16 protein-coding genes and 2 pseudogenes are annotated in these 16,795 nt (G+C 49.7%); 10 read left to right on the top strand and 8 right to left on the bottom strand.

Translation table 11 applies throughout. The annotated features are described in order from the left end of the window. The first annotated feature begins 120 nt into the window (after positions 1–120). Positions 121–759, top strand: coding sequence for a peptide-methionine (S)-S-oxide reductase MsrA (gene msrA / locus BGK49_RS22460; protein ID WP_005045390.1), 639 nt, complete (start codon positions 121–123; stop codon positions 757–759). Positions 760–1,081: 322 nt separating this feature from the next. Further along, positions 1,082–2,425, top strand: coding sequence for a polyamine export protein PaeA (paeA, locus tag BGK49_RS22465; protein WP_000935042.1), 1,344 nt, complete (start codon positions 1,082–1,084; stop codon positions 2,423–2,425). A gap of 60 nt (positions 2,426–2,485) precedes the next feature. Here paeA and BGK49_RS22470 read toward each other — a convergent pair whose 3' ends face one another. After that, complete coding sequence (locus BGK49_RS22470; RefSeq protein WP_000689228.1) at positions 2,486–2,692, bottom strand: DUF1107 domain-containing protein; 207 nt, start codon at positions 2,690–2,692, stop codon at positions 2,486–2,488. A 324-nt stretch (positions 2,693–3,016) separates the two neighbouring features. Here BGK49_RS22470 and BGK49_RS22475 point away from each other — a divergent pair. Beyond that, positions 3,017–3,570 (top strand): annotated as a pseudogene (locus tag BGK49_RS22475) (YtfJ family protein). A gap of 60 nt (positions 3,571–3,630) precedes the next feature. Here the strand turns inward: BGK49_RS22475 and ytfI are convergent. After that, positions 3,631–4,542 (bottom strand): protein YtfI, encoded by a 912-nt coding sequence (gene ytfI / locus BGK49_RS22480; RefSeq protein ID WP_000937644.1) that lies wholly within the window; start codon positions 4,540–4,542, stop codon positions 3,631–3,633. A gap of 211 nt (positions 4,543–4,753) precedes the next feature. Beyond that, the gene (gene cysQ, locus BGK49_RS22485; protein ID WP_000886910.1) at positions 4,754–5,494 is read right to left on the bottom strand and encodes a 3'(2'),5'-bisphosphate nucleotidase CysQ; all 741 of its coding nucleotides are present in this window, start codon (positions 5,492–5,494) and stop codon (positions 4,754–4,756) included. Positions 5,495–5,683: 189 nt separating this feature from the next. On the opposite strand from cysQ, the gene cpdB reads away from it, so the two are divergent. Beyond that, positions 5,684–7,627, top strand: coding sequence for a 2',3'-cyclic-nucleotide 2'-phosphodiesterase (gene cpdB, locus BGK49_RS22490; protein WP_000589454.1), 1,944 nt, complete (start codon positions 5,684–5,686; stop codon positions 7,625–7,627). Positions 7,628–7,755: 128 nt separating this feature from the next. Here cpdB and BGK49_RS22495 read toward each other — a convergent pair whose 3' ends face one another. Beyond that, positions 7,756–8,136, bottom strand: a complete 381-nt coding sequence (locus BGK49_RS22495; protein ID WP_000084622.1) for a winged helix-turn-helix transcriptional regulator — start codon at positions 8,134–8,136, stop codon at positions 7,756–7,758. A gap of 88 nt (positions 8,137–8,224) precedes the next feature. On the opposite strand from BGK49_RS22495, the gene qorB reads away from it, so the two are divergent. The 3 genes from qorB (at position 8,225) to ytfE (ending at position 10,928) form a co-directional block, all read left to right on the top strand. Beyond that, positions 8,225–9,085, top strand: a complete 861-nt coding sequence (gene qorB, locus BGK49_RS22500) for an NAD(P)H:quinone oxidoreductase (protein WP_000560546.1) — start codon at positions 8,225–8,227, stop codon at positions 9,083–9,085. Between the two features lie 107 nt (positions 9,086–9,192). Next, entirely contained in the window at positions 9,193–10,158 is a 966-nt protein-coding gene (locus tag BGK49_RS22505; protein ID WP_001315978.1) for a DMT family transporter, read from the top strand. Positions 10,159–10,265: 107 nt separating this feature from the next. Further along, a complete protein-coding gene (gene ytfE, locus BGK49_RS22510) occupies positions 10,266–10,928 on the top strand; it encodes an iron-sulfur cluster repair protein YtfE (protein WP_000331456.1) in 663 nt (220 codons plus the stop codon). A gap of 44 nt (positions 10,929–10,972) precedes the next feature. On the opposite strand, the gene cycA is transcribed toward ytfE, so the two are convergent. Then, the gene (cycA, locus tag BGK49_RS22515) at positions 10,973–12,385 is read right to left on the bottom strand and encodes a D-serine/D-alanine/glycine transporter (RefSeq protein ID WP_000228346.1); all 1,413 of its coding nucleotides are present in this window, start codon (positions 12,383–12,385) and stop codon (positions 10,973–10,975) included. 308 nt (positions 12,386–12,693) lie between these two features. After that, positions 12,694–13,314 carry an FKBP-type peptidyl-prolyl cis-trans isomerase gene (gene fklB, locus BGK49_RS22520; RefSeq protein ID WP_000211225.1) on the bottom strand — a complete coding sequence of 207 codons (621 nt, stop codon included), beginning with the start codon at positions 13,312–13,314 and terminating at the stop codon, positions 12,694–12,696. Positions 13,315–13,532: 218 nt separating this feature from the next. Between fklB and ytfB the strand changes: the two are divergent. After that, positions 13,533–14,171 (top strand): annotated as a pseudogene (gene ytfB / locus BGK49_RS22525) (cell division protein YtfB). Here the strand turns inward: ytfB and BGK49_RS22530 are convergent. Next, positions 14,155–14,802, bottom strand: coding sequence for a TetR/AcrR family transcriptional regulator (locus BGK49_RS22530; protein WP_001299246.1), 648 nt, complete (start codon positions 14,800–14,802; stop codon positions 14,155–14,157). The pseudogene ytfB and the gene BGK49_RS22530 sit on opposite strands and share 17 nt — an antisense overlap. Before the next feature lie 211 nt (positions 14,803–15,013). Between BGK49_RS22530 and BGK49_RS22535 the strand changes: the two genes are divergently transcribed. Both BGK49_RS22535 and BGK49_RS22540 read left to right on the top strand, forming a co-directional pair. After that, positions 15,014–15,805 carry a 3-ketoacyl-ACP reductase gene (locus tag BGK49_RS22535; protein ID WP_004988495.1) on the top strand — a complete coding sequence of 264 codons (792 nt, stop codon included), beginning with the start codon at positions 15,014–15,016 and terminating at the stop codon, positions 15,803–15,805. A 9-nt stretch (positions 15,806–15,814) separates the two neighbouring features. Next, entirely contained in the window at positions 15,815–16,651 is an 837-nt protein-coding gene (locus tag BGK49_RS22540) for a sugar phosphate isomerase/epimerase family protein (protein WP_046891670.1), read from the top strand. A gap of 14 nt (positions 16,652–16,665) precedes the next feature. On the opposite strand, the gene BGK49_RS28540 is transcribed toward BGK49_RS22540, so the two are convergent. Then, positions 16,666–16,795, bottom strand: a 130-nt coding sequence (locus tag BGK49_RS28540; RefSeq protein ID WP_001554957.1) for an IS1 family transposase, incomplete at its 5' end; no start/stop codon positions are given.

Genomic DNA, 16,795 nt, shown 5'->3' on the forward strand with positions numbered 1-16,795 from the left:
GACTAAACCCCAAATATTTCTTATGTTTTACTTTAGACCTATTCACGGTGGTTATTGTGTGCAAATACGCCTCTTGTTACAACCTTAACCCCAATGACCGATTTTCGGGAGAGCGACACCATGAGTTTATTTGATAAAAAGCATCTGGTTTCCCCCGCCGATGCCCTGCCTGGACGTAACACCCCGATGCCCGTAGCCACGCTGCATGCGGTCAACGGTCACTTAATGACCAATGTACCTGACGGAATGGAGATTGCCATTTTTGCGATGGGTTGTTTCTGGGGTGTGGAGCGTCTGTTCTGGCAGTTACCCGGCGTTTACAGCACCGCCGCAGGCTATACCGGCGGCTATACGCCAAATCCGACTTATCGGGAAGTGTGCTCCGGTGATACGGGTCATGCCGAAGCGGTACGCATTGTTTACGATCCTTCCGTCATCAGCTATGAGCAGTTGCTACAGGTATTTTGGGAGAATCACGATCCCGCCCAGGGAATGCGTCAGGGCAATGACCACGGCACGCAGTATCGTTCAGCGATTTATCCGCTGACCCCAGAACAGGATGCCGCAGCTCGCGCCAGTCTGGAACGTTTTCAGGCGGCGATGCTTGCCGCCGATGACGATCGTCACATCACCACGGAAATCGCTAACGCCACACCGTTTTATTATGCCGAAGATGACCACCAGCAATATCTGCATAAAAACCCATATGGTTACTGTGGAATTGGCGGAATTGGCGTCTGTCTGCCGCCGGAAGCATAGCGTTACGGGTACAAATGTAGTTTGTTGATAAAGTGCTCTTTGTCTATGTCTGATGCGGCTTAAACGACTTACCAGGCCTACAAAATCGTCCAAATTCAATATATTGCAAGGACTGCGTAGGCCTGATCGGCATAGCGCATCAGGCAGTATTGCATTTATCAGCAGTCTGAATTTTAACCCTCTGGCGACTTTACAGTACCTTACGCTATACTAGCCACTGAAAATGCCGGTTCACTTTCTTCGAATCGGCTTTCAATGTGTATTTCACACAAATTAATCAACTTTCCCTTCCGAGGATCTGGCCTGAAAGGTCGGATAAGATATGTTAAACAGTATTTTAGTCATACTCTGCTTGATCGCTGTAAGTGCGTTCTTCTCGATGTCCGAGATCTCGCTTGCCGCCTCACGCAAAATCAAACTTAAACTGCTGGCTGATGAAGGCAATATAAATGCCCAACGCGTTCTGAATATGCAGGAAAATCCCGGCATGTTCTTTACCGTGGTCCAAATCGGTCTGAACGCAGTGGCGATTCTCGGCGGTATCGTCGGTGATGCGGCATTTTCTCCAGCTTTTCACAGCCTGTTCTCCCGCTATATGTCGGCAGAGCTCTCTGAGCAACTGAGCTTTATTCTCTCTTTCTCGTTAGTGACTGGCATGTTTATCCTGTTTGCGGATTTAACCCCGAAACGCATCGGTATGATTGCGCCAGAAGCGGTGGCTTTGCGTATCATCAACCCGATGCGCTTCTGCCTGTACGTTTGCACCCCGCTGGTGTGGTTCTTCAACGGCCTGGCGAACATGATCTTCCGTATTTTCAAACTGCCAATGGTACGTAAAGATGACATCACTTCTGATGACATCTACGCGGTAGTGGAAGCCGGTGCGCTGGCGGGCGTGTTACGTAAACAGGAACACGAGCTGATTGAAAACGTCTTTGAGCTGGAATCCCGTACCGTTCCGTCTTCAATGACACCGCGTGAAAACGTGATTTGGTTTGATCTCCACGAAGATGAGCAAAGCCTGAAGAATAAGGTGGCGGAACATCCGCACTCTAAATTCCTCGTCTGTAATGAAGATATTGACCACATCATCGGTTATGTCGATTCTAAAGACCTGCTGAACCGCGTGCTGGCTAACCAAAGCCTGGCACTGAACAGCGGCGTACAAATTCGCAACACGCTGATTGTGCCGGATACGTTAACCCTTTCAGAGGCGTTGGAAAGTTTTAAAACCGCAGGTGAAGACTTCGCGGTGATCATGAACGAGTACGCGCTGGTGGTGGGGATCATCACCCTCAACGACGTGATGACCACGCTGATGGGCGATCTGGTCGGTCAGGGGCTGGAAGAGCAGATTGTCGCCCGTGATGAGAACTCATGGCTGATTGACGGCGGCACCCCAATTGACGACGTCATGCGCGTGCTGGATATTGACGAGTTCCCGCAGTCGGGCAACTACGAAACCATCGGCGGCTTTATGATGTTTATGCTGCGTAAGATCCCGAAACGCACCGATTCGGTGAAATTCGCCGGCTACAAATTTGAAGTGGTGGATATCGATAACTACCGCATCGACCAGCTGCTGGTGACCCGGATCGACAGCAAGGCCACCGCCCTTTCGCCAAAACTGCCTGACGCTAAAGATAAAGAAGAAAGCGTCGCGTAACCCCCAGAAACATCAACGGCTCCTGAATCAGGAGCGTCTTATTACTGCATAGCACTTTGGTTAAGCCATCTCTGTTTGCAGACGCATAACCTGACGGTTAACTTCGGACATCACTGACAAATGCAGCTTATCCTTCACTTTTGGGATAAGAATCTTACCCTTATCAAATTCAAAAGCGCCAACGTCCTTGATGTATAACCGTCCACGGAACAGGATCTTTACGTACTTCGCCACCTGAAGTGGATTGTACCGTTGGAAAATTTTCATTGTTATCTCCTGCTGAGTATTACGCCTGTGCGGTTCCACAATCGGCCCAACTATTATGAGACGCAAATTTTAATGCTTAGTGACTATAGACTATCCGGGCAATGTTTCCACCGCGTATAACTTTTTTTACCTAAAGGTTACAATTATTCAGAATTATCTTTTTACCGAAGCGCGGTCTTCAGTATAAGCATTCATTTTTCATATGATTTGTGCGCTTGACCGCAAACTGGCATCACACTTGCGGGAAATTCGATAAATAGCACATATGATTAAAACTCAGATCCAAGTGGTCGGATCACCTGCATATCATAAGAAGGAAACACCATGACCCTACGCAAGATTCTGGCACTCACCTGCCTGCTGTTGCCGATGATGGCTTCCGCACATCAGTTCGAAACCGGTCAGCGAGTGCCGCCGATTGGCATTACCGATCGGGGCGAGTTGGTGCTTGATAAAGATCAGTTTAGCTACAAAACCTGGAACAGCGCGCAGTTAGTGGGAAAAGTGCGAGTACTGCAACATATTGCTGGTCGCACCTCTGCAAAAGAGAAAAACGCGACGCTGATTGAAGCGATTAAATCAGCAAAGTTACCGCACGATCGTTACCAGACCACCACCATTGTTAACACCGACGACGCAATTCCGGGTTCCGGCATGTTTGTGCGCAGCAGTCTGGAGAGTAATAAAAAGCTTTATCCCTGGTCGCAGTTTATTGTCGATAGCAATGGCGTCGCGCGCGTGCCTGGCAGCTGGATGAAGAAAGTTCCGCTGTAGTGGTGCTGGATAAGGATGGTCGCGTGCAATGGGCCAAAGACGGGGCGCTCACACAGGAAGAGGTGCAGCAAGTGATGGACCTGCTGCAAAAGTTGCTCAAATAATTTTCCCCTATCGTTATCTATGGGATAGGGGAATTAGGTCTCTGAGCTCTTACACCGAACTCATACTGGTAACGCTAGTTGCTCTTTTTTAAACGCCTCAATGGTTGATTTATATTTCTCGCAAATCTCCTCTTCGGTAATATCACTATCTACGGCCAGATTCGCACTTACTATCGCATCCACTTGTTCGGCTAATTCGACTTGTTGGCAACCTGCATTAACCAGAAAATTATAAATAAGAGAGTAATCTTCATCCTCCAAAACAACAGAGGAACCATTACGAAAACGTTCATCCCCTCCATAGATTTTAAGCGCAAAGCCCAAAGATTCTATGAATATGGCAAATTTATCATCAATTATTTTTTCGTAAATATACCATCCATCGCATTCTTTAATTCCACCTCCTGGTATTTGGAGTTCAAATTTACCCCGTTTTAATTTGCTTACTATATCCTCCAATAAGGCATAACCTAAAGACACGTCACCAATCGCCTGGTGAATATAACCTTTAATCCTTTTCGGTATGTCAGACTGTTTTTTCTGCAGAATATCCCAGGCATACAATCTTCTGTTTTGTTCTAACGGAAATTCACGGTTTTTGAAATCCATGAATGAGTTATACTCATTTATTGTTATGGGGATTTCTTCGTATTCAAATCCACTGCCTCGCAATGTCATTGTATATTCGGCACCGTTATCTTTAAGGCTGAAACTGATAAGAAACTTATCCATGGCTTTAACAGTTTCATTTTTTGATGAAAGCACTTGATAACTATCTTTATCAATCTGAGTTGCGCAACGAAAAAACTCCCACAAAGTTAACAGGCTATCATAATTCGAAACCCAATCTTTTTTCTTAAATGCATGCTGAATATTATTAAAAAAATTGTTTGAATGTGTTTTTGTATGCGATGATTTTACGAATAACTCCACCGCACCAATAAAATTATTGTGTCTGATCCTGGGTAACATATGGCTACCTTATTTTATTTGGTTATTTTATGTCGCCATTAAATATCTCATTATAGAAGTAAACTATCAAAAAACGCTCATTATTAAAATGTAACTTATTAGCAATTGAATTTTTGCACTTTAAATACAATCTCTTTTTATTTATAACTTTTTAGGTTGGGAGAAATCAGGATGGCAGAATCAGGAAATACACTGTTTCTGCCATCTGAATTTAGTAAATAGACACTCTGAACCTAGGATTCAGGAACGACTCGCGCGGAGTGTAATCCAGCGGTTTACCCTGCCAGTCGTGAACGTGCGCTCCGGCAGCTGCGGCCACAGCATGTCCAGCGGCGGTGTCCCAAATATTCGTTGGTCCGAAGCGCGGGTACAGCTGCGCCTGTCCTTCCGCCACCAGGCAGAATTTCAGCGAAGAGCCGATGGACGTGGTCTGATGTTCGCCAAGCTGTTGCAGATACTCTTTCAGCTCCGCATCTGCATGGGAACGGCTGATAACCACCAGCGGCGGGCGCGCATCTCGGACCTGAATCTGCTTGCGCACACCGCACTCTTCTTTCCAGGCCTTGCCTTCTGCCGCGCTGTACATTACGTTCATTACCGGCGCATACACCACACCTAAAATCGGTTTGCCATGGTCAATGAGCGCAATGTTAACGGTGAATTCGCCATTGCGTTTAATAAACTCTTTAGTACCATCCAGCGGGTCTACCAGCCAGTAACGCTGCCAGTGCTGACGGACTTCCCAACCGGGAGGATCTTCTTCAGAAAGGACCGGAATATCCGGTGTCAGCGTACGTAAACCGTCCATGATAACGGTGTGTGCGGCAATATCCGCTGCCGTTACCGGAGAATTGTCCGCTTTGCTGACGACGTCCATCGGTTTCGTCCCGTCGTAGACCTGCATAATGGCATCGCCTGCATTCCGTGCAAGCTGGCATACTTGATCTAACATTTCTCCACCTCGTCTCTGTGAGCGGTGTTAACTTATTGTTTTACTTATACCCTATCGTTAATGAATGCGCCAACTGTGATAGTGTCATCATTTTCAAAGCGTAAAATTGTGGCATTCTTCACTGTTCTATAAGTAAGACGTTTATTCTCCCTTTTCTTTCGTATTCCCGATGATAAAAGGATGTCCCTGATGATTAAGTTTAGCGCAACGCTCCTGGCTACGCTGATTGCCGCCAGTGTGAATGCAGCGACGGTCGATCTGCGTATCATGGAAACCACTGATCTGCATAGCAACATGATGGATTTCGATTATTACAAAGACACCGCCACGGAAAAATTCGGACTGGTACGTACGGCAAGCCTGATTAACGATGCCCGCAATGAAGTGAAAAACAGCGTACTGGTCGATAACGGCGATTTGATTCAGGGGAGTCCGCTGGCCGATTACATGTCGGCGAAAGGATTAAAAGCAGGTGATGTTCATCCGGTTTATAAGGCGCTGAATACGCTGGATTATACGGTCGGTACACTCGGCAATCATGAATTTAACTACGGTCTGGATTACCTGAAAAATGCGCTGGCGGGAGCGAAATTCCCTTATGTAAATGCCAACGTCATTGACGCCAGAACCAAACAGCCAATGTTTACACCGTATTTAATTAAAGATACCGAAGTGGTCGATAAAGACGGAAAAAAACAGACGCTGAAGATTGGCTATATTGGCGTCGTGCCGCCGCAAATCATGGGCTGGGATAAAGCTAATTTATCCGGAAAAGTGACGGTGAATGATATTACCGAAACCGTGCGCAAATACGTGCCTGAAATGCGCGAGAAAGGTGCCGATGTCGTTGTCGTTCTGGCGCATTCCGGGCTGTCTGCCGATCCGTATAAAGTAATGGCGGAAAACTCAGTTTATTACCTCAGTGAAATTCCGGGCGTTAACGCCATTATGTTTGGCCATGCTCACGCCGTTTTCCCGGGTAAAGATTTTGCTGATATCGAAGAGGCTGATATCACCAAAGGCACGCTGAATGGTGTTCCGGCGGTAATGCCGGGCATGTGGGGCGATCATCTTGGGGTGGTCGACTTACAACTCAGTAATGACAGCGGTAAATGGCAGGTGACGCAGGCGAAAGCGGAAGCACGGCCGATTTACGACATCGCCAATAAAAAATCCCTCGCGGCGGAAGACAGCAAGCTGGTAGAAACACTCAAAGCCGATCACGATGCCACACGCCAGTTCGTCAGCAAGCCAATCGGTAAATCTGCCGACAATATGTATAGCTATCTGGCGCTGGTGCAGGACGATCCGACCGTGCAAGTCGTGAACAACGCGCAAAAAGCGTATGTCGAACATTACATTCAGGGCGATCCGGATCTGGCAAAACTGCCGGTGCTTTCAGCTGCCGCACCGTTTAAAGTTGGTGGTCGCAAAAATGACCCGGCAAGCTATGTGGAGGTGGAAAAAGGCCAGTTGACCTTCCGTAATGCCGCCGATCTTTATCTCTACCCCAATACGCTGATTGTAGTGAAAGCCAGCGGTAAAGAGGTGAAAGAGTGGCTGGAGTGCTCCGCCGGACAGTTTAACCAGATTGATCCTAACAGCACGAAACCACAGTCACTCATCAACTGGGATGGTTTCCGCACTTATAACTTTGATGTTATTGATGGTGTGAATTATCAGATTGATGTTACCCAACCCGCCCGCTATGACGGCGAGTGCCAGATGATTAATGCCAATGCAGAGCGGATTAAGAACCTGACCTTTAATGGCAAGCCGATTGATCCGAACGCTATGTTCCTCGTTGCCACCAATAACTATCGCGCTTACGGCGGCAAATTTGCCGGTACGGGCGACAGCCATATCGCTTTTGCTTCACCGGATGAGAACCGCTCGGTGCTGGCAGCGTGGATTGCTGATGAGTCGAAACGTGCGGGAGAAATTCACCCGGCGGCAGATAACAACTGGCGTTTAGCACCGATAGCTGGCGATAAGAAACTGGATATCCGTTTCGAAACTTCCCCGTCAGATAAAGCCGCAGCTTTTATTAAAGAGAAAGGGCAATATCCGATGAATAAAGTCGCGACCGATGATATCGGGTTTGCGATTTATCAGGTGGATTTGAGTAAGTAAAACACTTCTTTTTCGGTCTATAAATTATCAACCGCATCCGGCATTTATTGGCGGATGCGATGCTGGCGCATCTTATCCGCCCTACAAGCCATGCACCGTAGACCAGATAAGCTCAGCGCATCCGGCAGTTATGCCGCACGTTCATCCCGCACCGCCAACACCTCGGGCAAATTCAACTCAATCCAGTCCGCCAGTGCAGCAACCTTTTCGCTCACCTGCTCGCCCAGCGGCGTGAGGCTATATTCCACATGCGGTGGCACCACCGGATACGCGATACGGTTAAGAAAACCATCCTGTTCTAACGCCTGTAACGACTGCGCAAGCATCTTTTCGCTCACCCCGCCGATTTTGCGCCGCAGGTCGCTAAAGCGATGAGTACCTTCGCGTAGCGCCACCAGAATCAACACCCCCCAACGGCTGGTGACGTGTTTCAACACCTCGCGCGACGGGCACTGTTCCGCAAAGAGATTACCCTCTTTCAGTTGTTGCGACAGGCTAACCTGACTCATTTCATACTTACCTTTTTGTACGTACTTACTAAAAGTAAGTTTAGGTGTTAGCGTATTTAAACACAAGACAAAACGATGGAGACTTCCCATGATCGCTATTACTGGTGCCACTGGCCAACTTGGTCACTATATTATTGAATCCTTGATGAAAACGGTTCCTGCCAGCCAAATAGTGGCTATCGTTCGTAATCCGGCAAAAGCCCAGGCTCTGGCAGCACAAGGCATTACCGTGCGTCAGGCTGACTACGGCGATGAAGCCGCACTGACATCTGCACTTCAGGGAGTGGAAAAACTACTGCTGATCTCTTCCAGCGAAGTGGGTCAACGTGCCCCGCAGCATCGTAATGTTATTAATGCCGCAAAGGCGGCTGGCGTGAGATTTATCGCTTATACCAGCCTGCTACATGCAGATACCTCCCCGCTCGGCCTCGCCGATGAGCACATTGAGACGGAGAAAATGTTGGCTGATTCTGGCATCGTTTACACCCTGCTGCGCAACGGCTGGTACAGCGAAAACTACCTCGCCAGCGCCCCGGCAGCACTGGAACACGGCGTATTTATCGGTGCGGCGGGCGATGGCAAAATCGCCTCAGCAACGCGGGCAGATTATGCGGCAGCTGCGGCACGCGTGATTAGCGAAGCCGGTCACGAAGGCAAGGTTTACGAACTGGCGGGCGATAGTGCCTGGACGTTGACACAGTTAGCGGCAGAGCTGACCAAACAGAGCGGCAAACAGGTTACCTATCAAAATCTGAGCGAAGCCGATTTCGCCGCGGCACTGAAAAGCGTCGGACTGCCCGACGGACTGGCGGATATGCTGGCGGATTCTGACGTTGGCGCATCGAAAGGTGGTCTGTTTGATAACAGCAAAACGCTTAGCAAATTGATTGGCCGCCCAACGACAACGTTAGCCGAAAGCGTAAGCCATCTTTTTAATGTTAATAACTAGTTAATTAAAGTGGCATCCTCCCGCATCCTCTCTAATAATGACGGGATGCCGGGAGCAATCATGTCTGCTTCCTGAACTTTCTTCTGACAGACCAATGGATGCCAGTAATGATTAGCGGCGTGCTGTACGCCCTGTTAGCAGGGTTGATGTGGGGGCTTATTTTTGTCGGGCCGTTGATCGTACCGGAATACCCGGCGATGTTGCAGTCGATGGGGCGTTATCTGGCGTTAGGGTTAATTGCGCTGCCCATTGCCTGGCTGGGACGCGTGCGTCTGCGTCAGTTGGCGCGTCGCGACTGGCTTACCGCCTTGATGCTCACTATGATGGGCAACCTCATCTATTACTTCTGCCTTGCCAGTGCCATTCAACGTACTGGTGCGCCTGTTTCCACGATGATTATCGGCACCCTGCCGGTGGTGATTCCCGTTTTTGCCAATCTGCTTTATAGCCAGCGCGACGGCAAACTCGCGTGGGGAAAACTCGCCCCGGCACTGGTTTGTATTGGCATCGGCCTGGCGTGTGTGAATATTGCTGAGTTAAACCACGGACTCCCCGATTTTGACTGGGCACGTTATACCTCAGGCATCGTGCTAGCGTTAGTTTCCGTGGTCTGCTGGGCATGGTATGCCCTGCGCAACGCCCGCTGGCTGCGGGAGAATCCCGACAAACATCCGATGATGTGGGCGACGGCGCAGGCGCTGGTCACACTGCCGGTTTCTCTCATCGGCTATCTCGTCGCCTGTTACTGGCTGAATACGCAAACGCCGGACTTCTCCCTACCTTTTGGCCCCCGTCCGCTGGTGTTTATTAGTCTGATGGTTGCGATAGCCGTGCTTTGCTCATGGGTTGGCGCACTCTGCTGGAACGTCGCCAGCCAGCGATTACCGACAGTGATTCTCGGGCCGCTGATCGTTTTCGAAACACTGGCAGGTTTGCTGTACACCTTTTTGATACGCCAGCAAATGCCGCCGCTGATGACGCTGAGCGGTATCGCGCTGTTAGTGGTTGGCGTGGTCATTGCAGTCAGAGCAAAACCGGAAAAGCCTTTAACTGAATCTGTCTCAGAAAGTTGACATACTGGCTGTGAGTTAAATAAGCCTCTGCTACGTAAGGGTTATAGCTTTTGCCTTAAAGATGTATTTAAAATGCATCTTATCTTATTAAGAATGAGGTATCAGCTATGGCTTATCGCGACCAACCTTTAGGTGAACTGGCGCTCTCTATTCCTCGCGCTTCAGCTCTGTTTCGTAAATATGATATGGATTACTGCTGTGGCGGTAAGCAGACGCTGGCGCGCGCGGCGGCACGTAAAGAACTGGATGTTGAGGTCATTGAAGCTGAACTGGCAAAGCTTGCTGAACAACCGATTGAGAAAGACTGGCGTAGCGCCCCGCTGGCAGAAATCATTGACCATATCATCGTGCGCTACCACGATCGTCACCGCGAGCAACTGCCGGAGCTGATCCTGCAAGCGACTAAAGTCGAGCGCGTTCACGCCGACAAACCGAGCGTGCCAAAAGGGCTGACAAAATACCTGACCATGCTGCATGAAGAGCTTTCCAGCCACATGATGAAAGAAGAGCAGATCCTCTTCCCGATGATCAAACAAGGCATGGGCAGCCAGGCAATGGGGCCAATCAGCGTAATGGAAAGCGAGCACGATGAAGCGGGCGAACTGCTGGAAGTGATCAAACACACTACCAATAACGTCACACCGCCGCCAGAAGCCTGCACCACCTGGAAAGCGATGTATAACGGCATTAATGAACTGATTGATGACCTGATGGATCACATCAGTCTGGAAAACAATGTACTGTTCCCACGCGCGCTGGCGGGTGAGTGATCTAAAAGCTGGATGGCATTGCGCCATCCAGCATGATAATGCGGTTATTTCCGCAGTTCAGCAGCCCGCTTCTTACCAATAAACAACCAGCCCAGCCCCAGTGCGATAAACCACAGCGGGGTAACCAGCAGCGCCTGGCGAGTGTCATCTTCCAGTGTCAGCAACACGACCACGAACACAAAGAACGCCATACATACCCAGCACATCAGCTTGCCGAGCGGCATCTTGTAGATCGACTTCTCATGCAGATGAGGACGCTGTTTGCGGTACACCAGGTACGAGCAAAGGATAATCGTCCAGACGAACATAAACAGAATCGCGGAAACGGTTGTAATCATCGTGAACGCACCAATCACGCTAGGATTCACATACAGCATCACCACGCCACCGAGCAGGCAGATGCAGGAGAAGGTCAGCCCTTTCGCTGGTACTGCGCGCTTAGAAAGTTTAGCGAACGCTTTCGGTGCCACACCTTCCTGCGCCAGACCAAACAGCATACGGCTGGTAGAGAAGACGCCGCTGTTAGCGGAAGACGCCGCAGAGGTCAGCACCACAAAGTTGATCACGCTGGCAGCCGCAGGCAAACCTACCAACACAAACAGCTCAACGAACGGGCTTTTCTCCGGGACTACCGAACTCCACGGTGTCACGGACATAATCACAATCAGCGCGAAGACGTAGAACATAATGATACGGATCGGAATGGAGTTAATCGCGCGTGGCAGTGATTTCTCCGGATCTTTGGTTTCCGCAGCTGTTGTACCTACCAGCTCAATCCCCACGAAAGCGAAAACCGCTATCTGGAATCCGGCAAAGAAGCCACTTAAACCTTTCGGGAACCAGCCGCCGTCATTCCACAAATGCGCGAATGACGCTTCCACACCAGTCGGTGACTGAAAGTGCATCGCCACCATGACCAGGCCGACGACAATCAGCGACACGATGGCGACGATTTTGATCATCGCAAACCAGAACTCCATCTCACCGAACATTTTCACGGTGGCAAGGTTGAGCGTCAGCAGCAGCACTATCACCGCCAGCGAGGCGACCCAGTCGGAGAGATCGGGGAACCAGAACTGAGCATAAGCCGTGATCGCCACCACGTCTGCCATACCGGTTACAACCCAGCAGAACCAGTAAGTCCAGCCAGTGAAATATCCTGCCCACGGCCCGAGTAAATCGGAAGCGAAGTCACTAAAAGATTTGTATTCCAGATTCGAAAGCAGCAATTCCCCCATTGCCCGCATCACGAAAAAGAGCATAAAACCAATGATCATATAAACGAAAATGATCGACGGCCCGGCAAGGCTAATCGTTTTGCCAGACCCCATAAACAACCCCGTACCAATGGCACCGCCAATGGCAATAAGCTGAATATGTCGGTTTGTGAGATTGCGCCGTAGCGACTGTTCAGCCGGAGCCTGATCATCGGCAACGACTTTTACCTGATCTACCATGTTTTTTTCTTCCTGTACCTGTCTGTGTTGTTCAGGCTCTACGGCCTTTAGTCAGTCTATGATACGACGAATCTGTATCGGGACTCATCGATATTAGGTAACAATACGCGGGATGAATACTAAGATTTAGAACTAATGTTAATTTTATGTTTAAAGTGAGTGTCATATCACGGTGATAACGCGAAACAGCTCACAAAAATACACGCTTACGGGGTCTTTGCAACACAAAATAGCGCCGTTTGGCAAACTGAAGGGTTTATTGCTGAATGCCTGCTCCCCTCTGGTTCGAGGGGAACAGAATGCGCTGCTTAGAGGATTTCCAGCAGTTCGACTTCAAACACCAGGGTGCTGAACGGAGGGATGGATGCACCTGCGCCGCGCTCGCCATATGCCAGTTCCTGCGGGATAGTCAGTTCCCATTTAGAACCTACCGGCATCAGAGTCAGTGCTTCAATCCAGCCAGGGATCACGCCGTTAACCGGGAATTCAGCGGGTTCACCACGAGCAACGGAGCTGTCAAACACGGTGCCGTCGATCAGTTTACCGGTGTAATGAACACGAACGCGGTCGGTACGTGCCGGAATTGCGCCTTCACCCTGGTTGATCACGCGGAATTGCAGGCCAGATTCGGTGCTATTCACACCTTCTTTTTTGGCGTTTTCTTCCAGGTATTTCACACCTTCAGCAGCCATCGCCTGGAAACGCTGACGACGAACGGCATCGGCGCGTTCGTGGATTTCACGCAGCGCGCGATGCACCACATCAACCGGAACAGCCGGATGTTTGCCTTCCAGCGCATCGGCAATACCTGCAACCAGTGCTTCTGGCAGCAGCCCTTCCAGGCCAGATTCACTCAGTTGTTGCCCTACCTGCAAACCAATGCCGTAGCTTGCTTGCGCTTCGATGGTGTCAAAAGTTGGGGTGGTCATCGTATTTCCTTTCTTAGGGTATAAAAGTAGCGGGCAGCATATCAGCCACACTTCTTTGGGTAAAACTTTGTCGCAGGAATGATGACAAATCCCGGGGAAAAAGAAACAATAGCAATATCCCGTATGAATACAATAAAGGCGGGTTTACCACGGACATCATAGCGTTAGCTTATTCATAGGCTATGATTGAGGAACAAGACGCGGAGCAGGAGGAAACCATGCCCGGGCGCTTTGAACTAAAACCAACCCTGGAGAAAGTCTGGCACGCGCCGGACAATTTTCGCTTCATGGACCCGCTGCCGCCGATGCATCGTCGGGGGATCATTATTGCCGCCATTGTATTGGTGGTCGGATTTCTGCTTCCATCTGATGATACGCCCAACGCGCCGGTGGTGACGCGTGAAGCGCAGTTAGATATTCAGTCGCAATCACAACCGCCGACAGAAGAACAGCTGCGGGCGCAATTAGTCACACCACAAAATGATCCTGATCAGGTGGCTCCGGTCGCTCCAGAACCTATACAGGAAGGCCAGCCAGAAGAGCAGCCGCAAACTACCCAAACGCAACCATTCCAGCCAGATAGCGGAATTGATAATCAATGGCGCTCTTACCGTGTCGAACCCGGTAAAACGATGGCGCAGCTGTTCCACGACCACGGACTGCCCGCTACCGATGTCTATGCAATGGCGCAGGTATAAGGCGCGGGTAAGCCGCTGAGTAATTTGCAAAACGGGCAGATGGTGAAAATCCGCCAGAACGCCAGCGGCGTGGTGACGGGCTTAACCATTGATACGGGGAATAATCAACAGGTCCTGTTCACCCGCCAGCCGGATGGCAGTTTTATTCGTGCGCGGTAGATGAAGGGTCAACCAAAAGCCAGCTAAGGATTGTCTCTTTGATGACCTTACGTCTGGCTTCCAGTGCCTGGGGGGAAACCATACTGATATGATAAACCAGGCCAAGCGTATGCTGGTTGATCAAATAATATCCGCCAAGCGCAGCAATATTAATATTCACCTGCAATGGGTCGATATCTGGCTTAAAAATATTGTGTTTCTTCCCTTCATCCAATAAGGATTCCATTAACTGCAAGTGCGCATGGTTAATTTCTAAGAGACGCTGTGATTTTGCATAATGCACACCTTTACTTTGATTTTCACTATGCACAATTTTTAAAAACCAGGGGTTAGCAATATAATAATCCCATGTAAAATCAATAATTTTCTCAATAGCTTTTTGTGGCGGAAGATCTGAGAAATCAAGGGCCTTTTCTTTTTGTCGAATATCGTTCCAGGTATATTCCAGTACTTCAATAAATAAATTTTCTTTATTACCAAAGTGATGATAAACCGTCTGTTTACTACACCCCGCAGCCTTAACAATATTATCGACCCTGGCCCCTTCATAACCATATTCGGCAAATTCATTAACCGCGCATAACAGCAGCTTTTCCTTCAGGCTCTGTACGTTGCTGGTATCAAGATACATAACGCTTCCCCACGACCTCTTCGTGGTGACTATCATAACCTGATTTGATTTCAGCTTCAGAAAAAAGGGAAAAAACTTGTACTTTCATCAGGTTATCAAATGTCCTGTGATCGTCATCGCATATCAACCAACTAGATGGTTGATCTTTTTATCCTCCAGTCGCAAGCTAATCATCACCAAGGAAACAAAATTCAAAAAAGAGAGCTATTGTATGAAATCCACTCGTCCTGTTGCCGTTATTACCGGAGCCGCTCGCGGTATTGGAAAGGGCTGTGCGCAGGAGCTTGCTCGTGGCGGGTTTAACCTGCTGATTAACGATCGTCCCGATGCCGACAGCGTAGAAAAACTGCATATCACACAACAAGAATGTTTGGCGGAAGGCGTGGAAGTGATTTGCTTCCCTGCTGATGTCGGTGATCTATCTCTGCATGAGGAGATGCTCGACGCGGCGCAAAACCAGTGGGGGCGGCTGGAGTGTCTGCTCAATAACGCGGGGATTTCAGTGAAAAAACGCGGTGACCTCCTCGACCTCGAACCAGACAGCTTCGATCAAAACATTGCCATTAACACCCGCGCGCCGTTCTTCCTTGCTCAGGCATTCAGTAAGCGCTTACTGGCACAGCCGAAACCGGAAGCGGAGCTGCCGCACCGCTCGATTATTTTCGTCAGTTCCATCAACGCCATCATGCTGGCGATGAATCGCGGCGAATACACCATTGCCAAAACCGCCGTTTCTGCCGCTGCTCGTCTGTTTGCTGCTCGCCTTTGTAATGAACAAATTGGCGTTTATGAAGTGCGCCCTGGTCTCATCAAAACTGATATGACTATTCCGGCAACGGCTTATTACGACGAACTGATTGCCAAAGGTCTGGTGCCGTGGGGACGTTGGGGTTATCCGGCTGATATTGCTTCCACCGTCCGCGCGATGGCGGAAGGTAAACTGATTTACACCTGTGGTCAGGCGGTCGCCATCGACGGCGGCTTAAGTATGCCGCGCTTCTGAGGCTGAATCATGAGAGATCTGTTACAACGCCCGGATTTATTCAGTATCAATACCGCGACACTGGGCTATAAAACGCCGCTACCCGCCATTATTGATGCCTGCGCCGCACGCGGTATTGGCGCAATTGCCCCCTGGCGCAGGGAGTTGCAGGGTGAAGATCTCCAGCAAATCACCCGCCAGCTTGCCGCCAGTAACATGAGCGTTTCCGGTTTGTGCCGTAGCACTTACTACACCGCGCCGACACTGGCGGAACGCAAACTGGCGATTGATGATAACCGCCGGGCGCTGGACGACGCAGCGGTGCTTAACGCCGCCTGTTATATGCAGGTGGTTGGCGGTCTGCCAACGGGCACTAAAGATCTATATGAAGCGCGAGAACAAGTGAAACAAGGGATTCGCCAGTCGCTGCCACATTCGAAAGATGTCGGCGTGCCAATTGCGCTGGAGCCACTGCACCCGATGACAGCTGCCGATCGCTCTTGCCTGTGCACGTTACGTCAGGCGCTGGACTGGTGTGATGAACTCGATCCCGATGGTGAGTTTGGCCTCGGCGTGGCGGTGGATGTTTATCACGTCTGGTGGGATCCGGATCTCGCCAGTCAGATCCTGCGTGCCGGAAAACGCATCCTCGCGTTTCATGTTTCCGACTGGTTAGTGCCGACCACTGATCTGGTCAATGACCGTGGTATGCCGGGAGATGGCGTCATCAATATTCCGTCAATTCGTCGGCTGGTTGAAAACGCCGGATTTAATGGTGCTATTGAACTGGAAATATTCTCGCCTTACTGGTGGCAGAAAGATATTAACAGCACGCTGGATATTAGCGTCGATCGCATCGCGCATTAGGTAATGACTCCAACTTACTGATAGTGTTTTATGTTCAGATAATGCCCGATGACCTTGTCATGCAGCTCCACCGATTTTGAGAACGACAGTGACTTCCGTCCCAGCCTTGCCAGATGTTGTCTCAGATTCAGATTATGTCGCTCA

The sequence above is a fragment of the Shigella sp. FC1544 genome, from assembly GCF_001722145.1.
Classification (GTDB): domain Bacteria; phylum Pseudomonadota; class Gammaproteobacteria; order Enterobacterales; family Enterobacteriaceae; genus Escherichia; species Escherichia coli.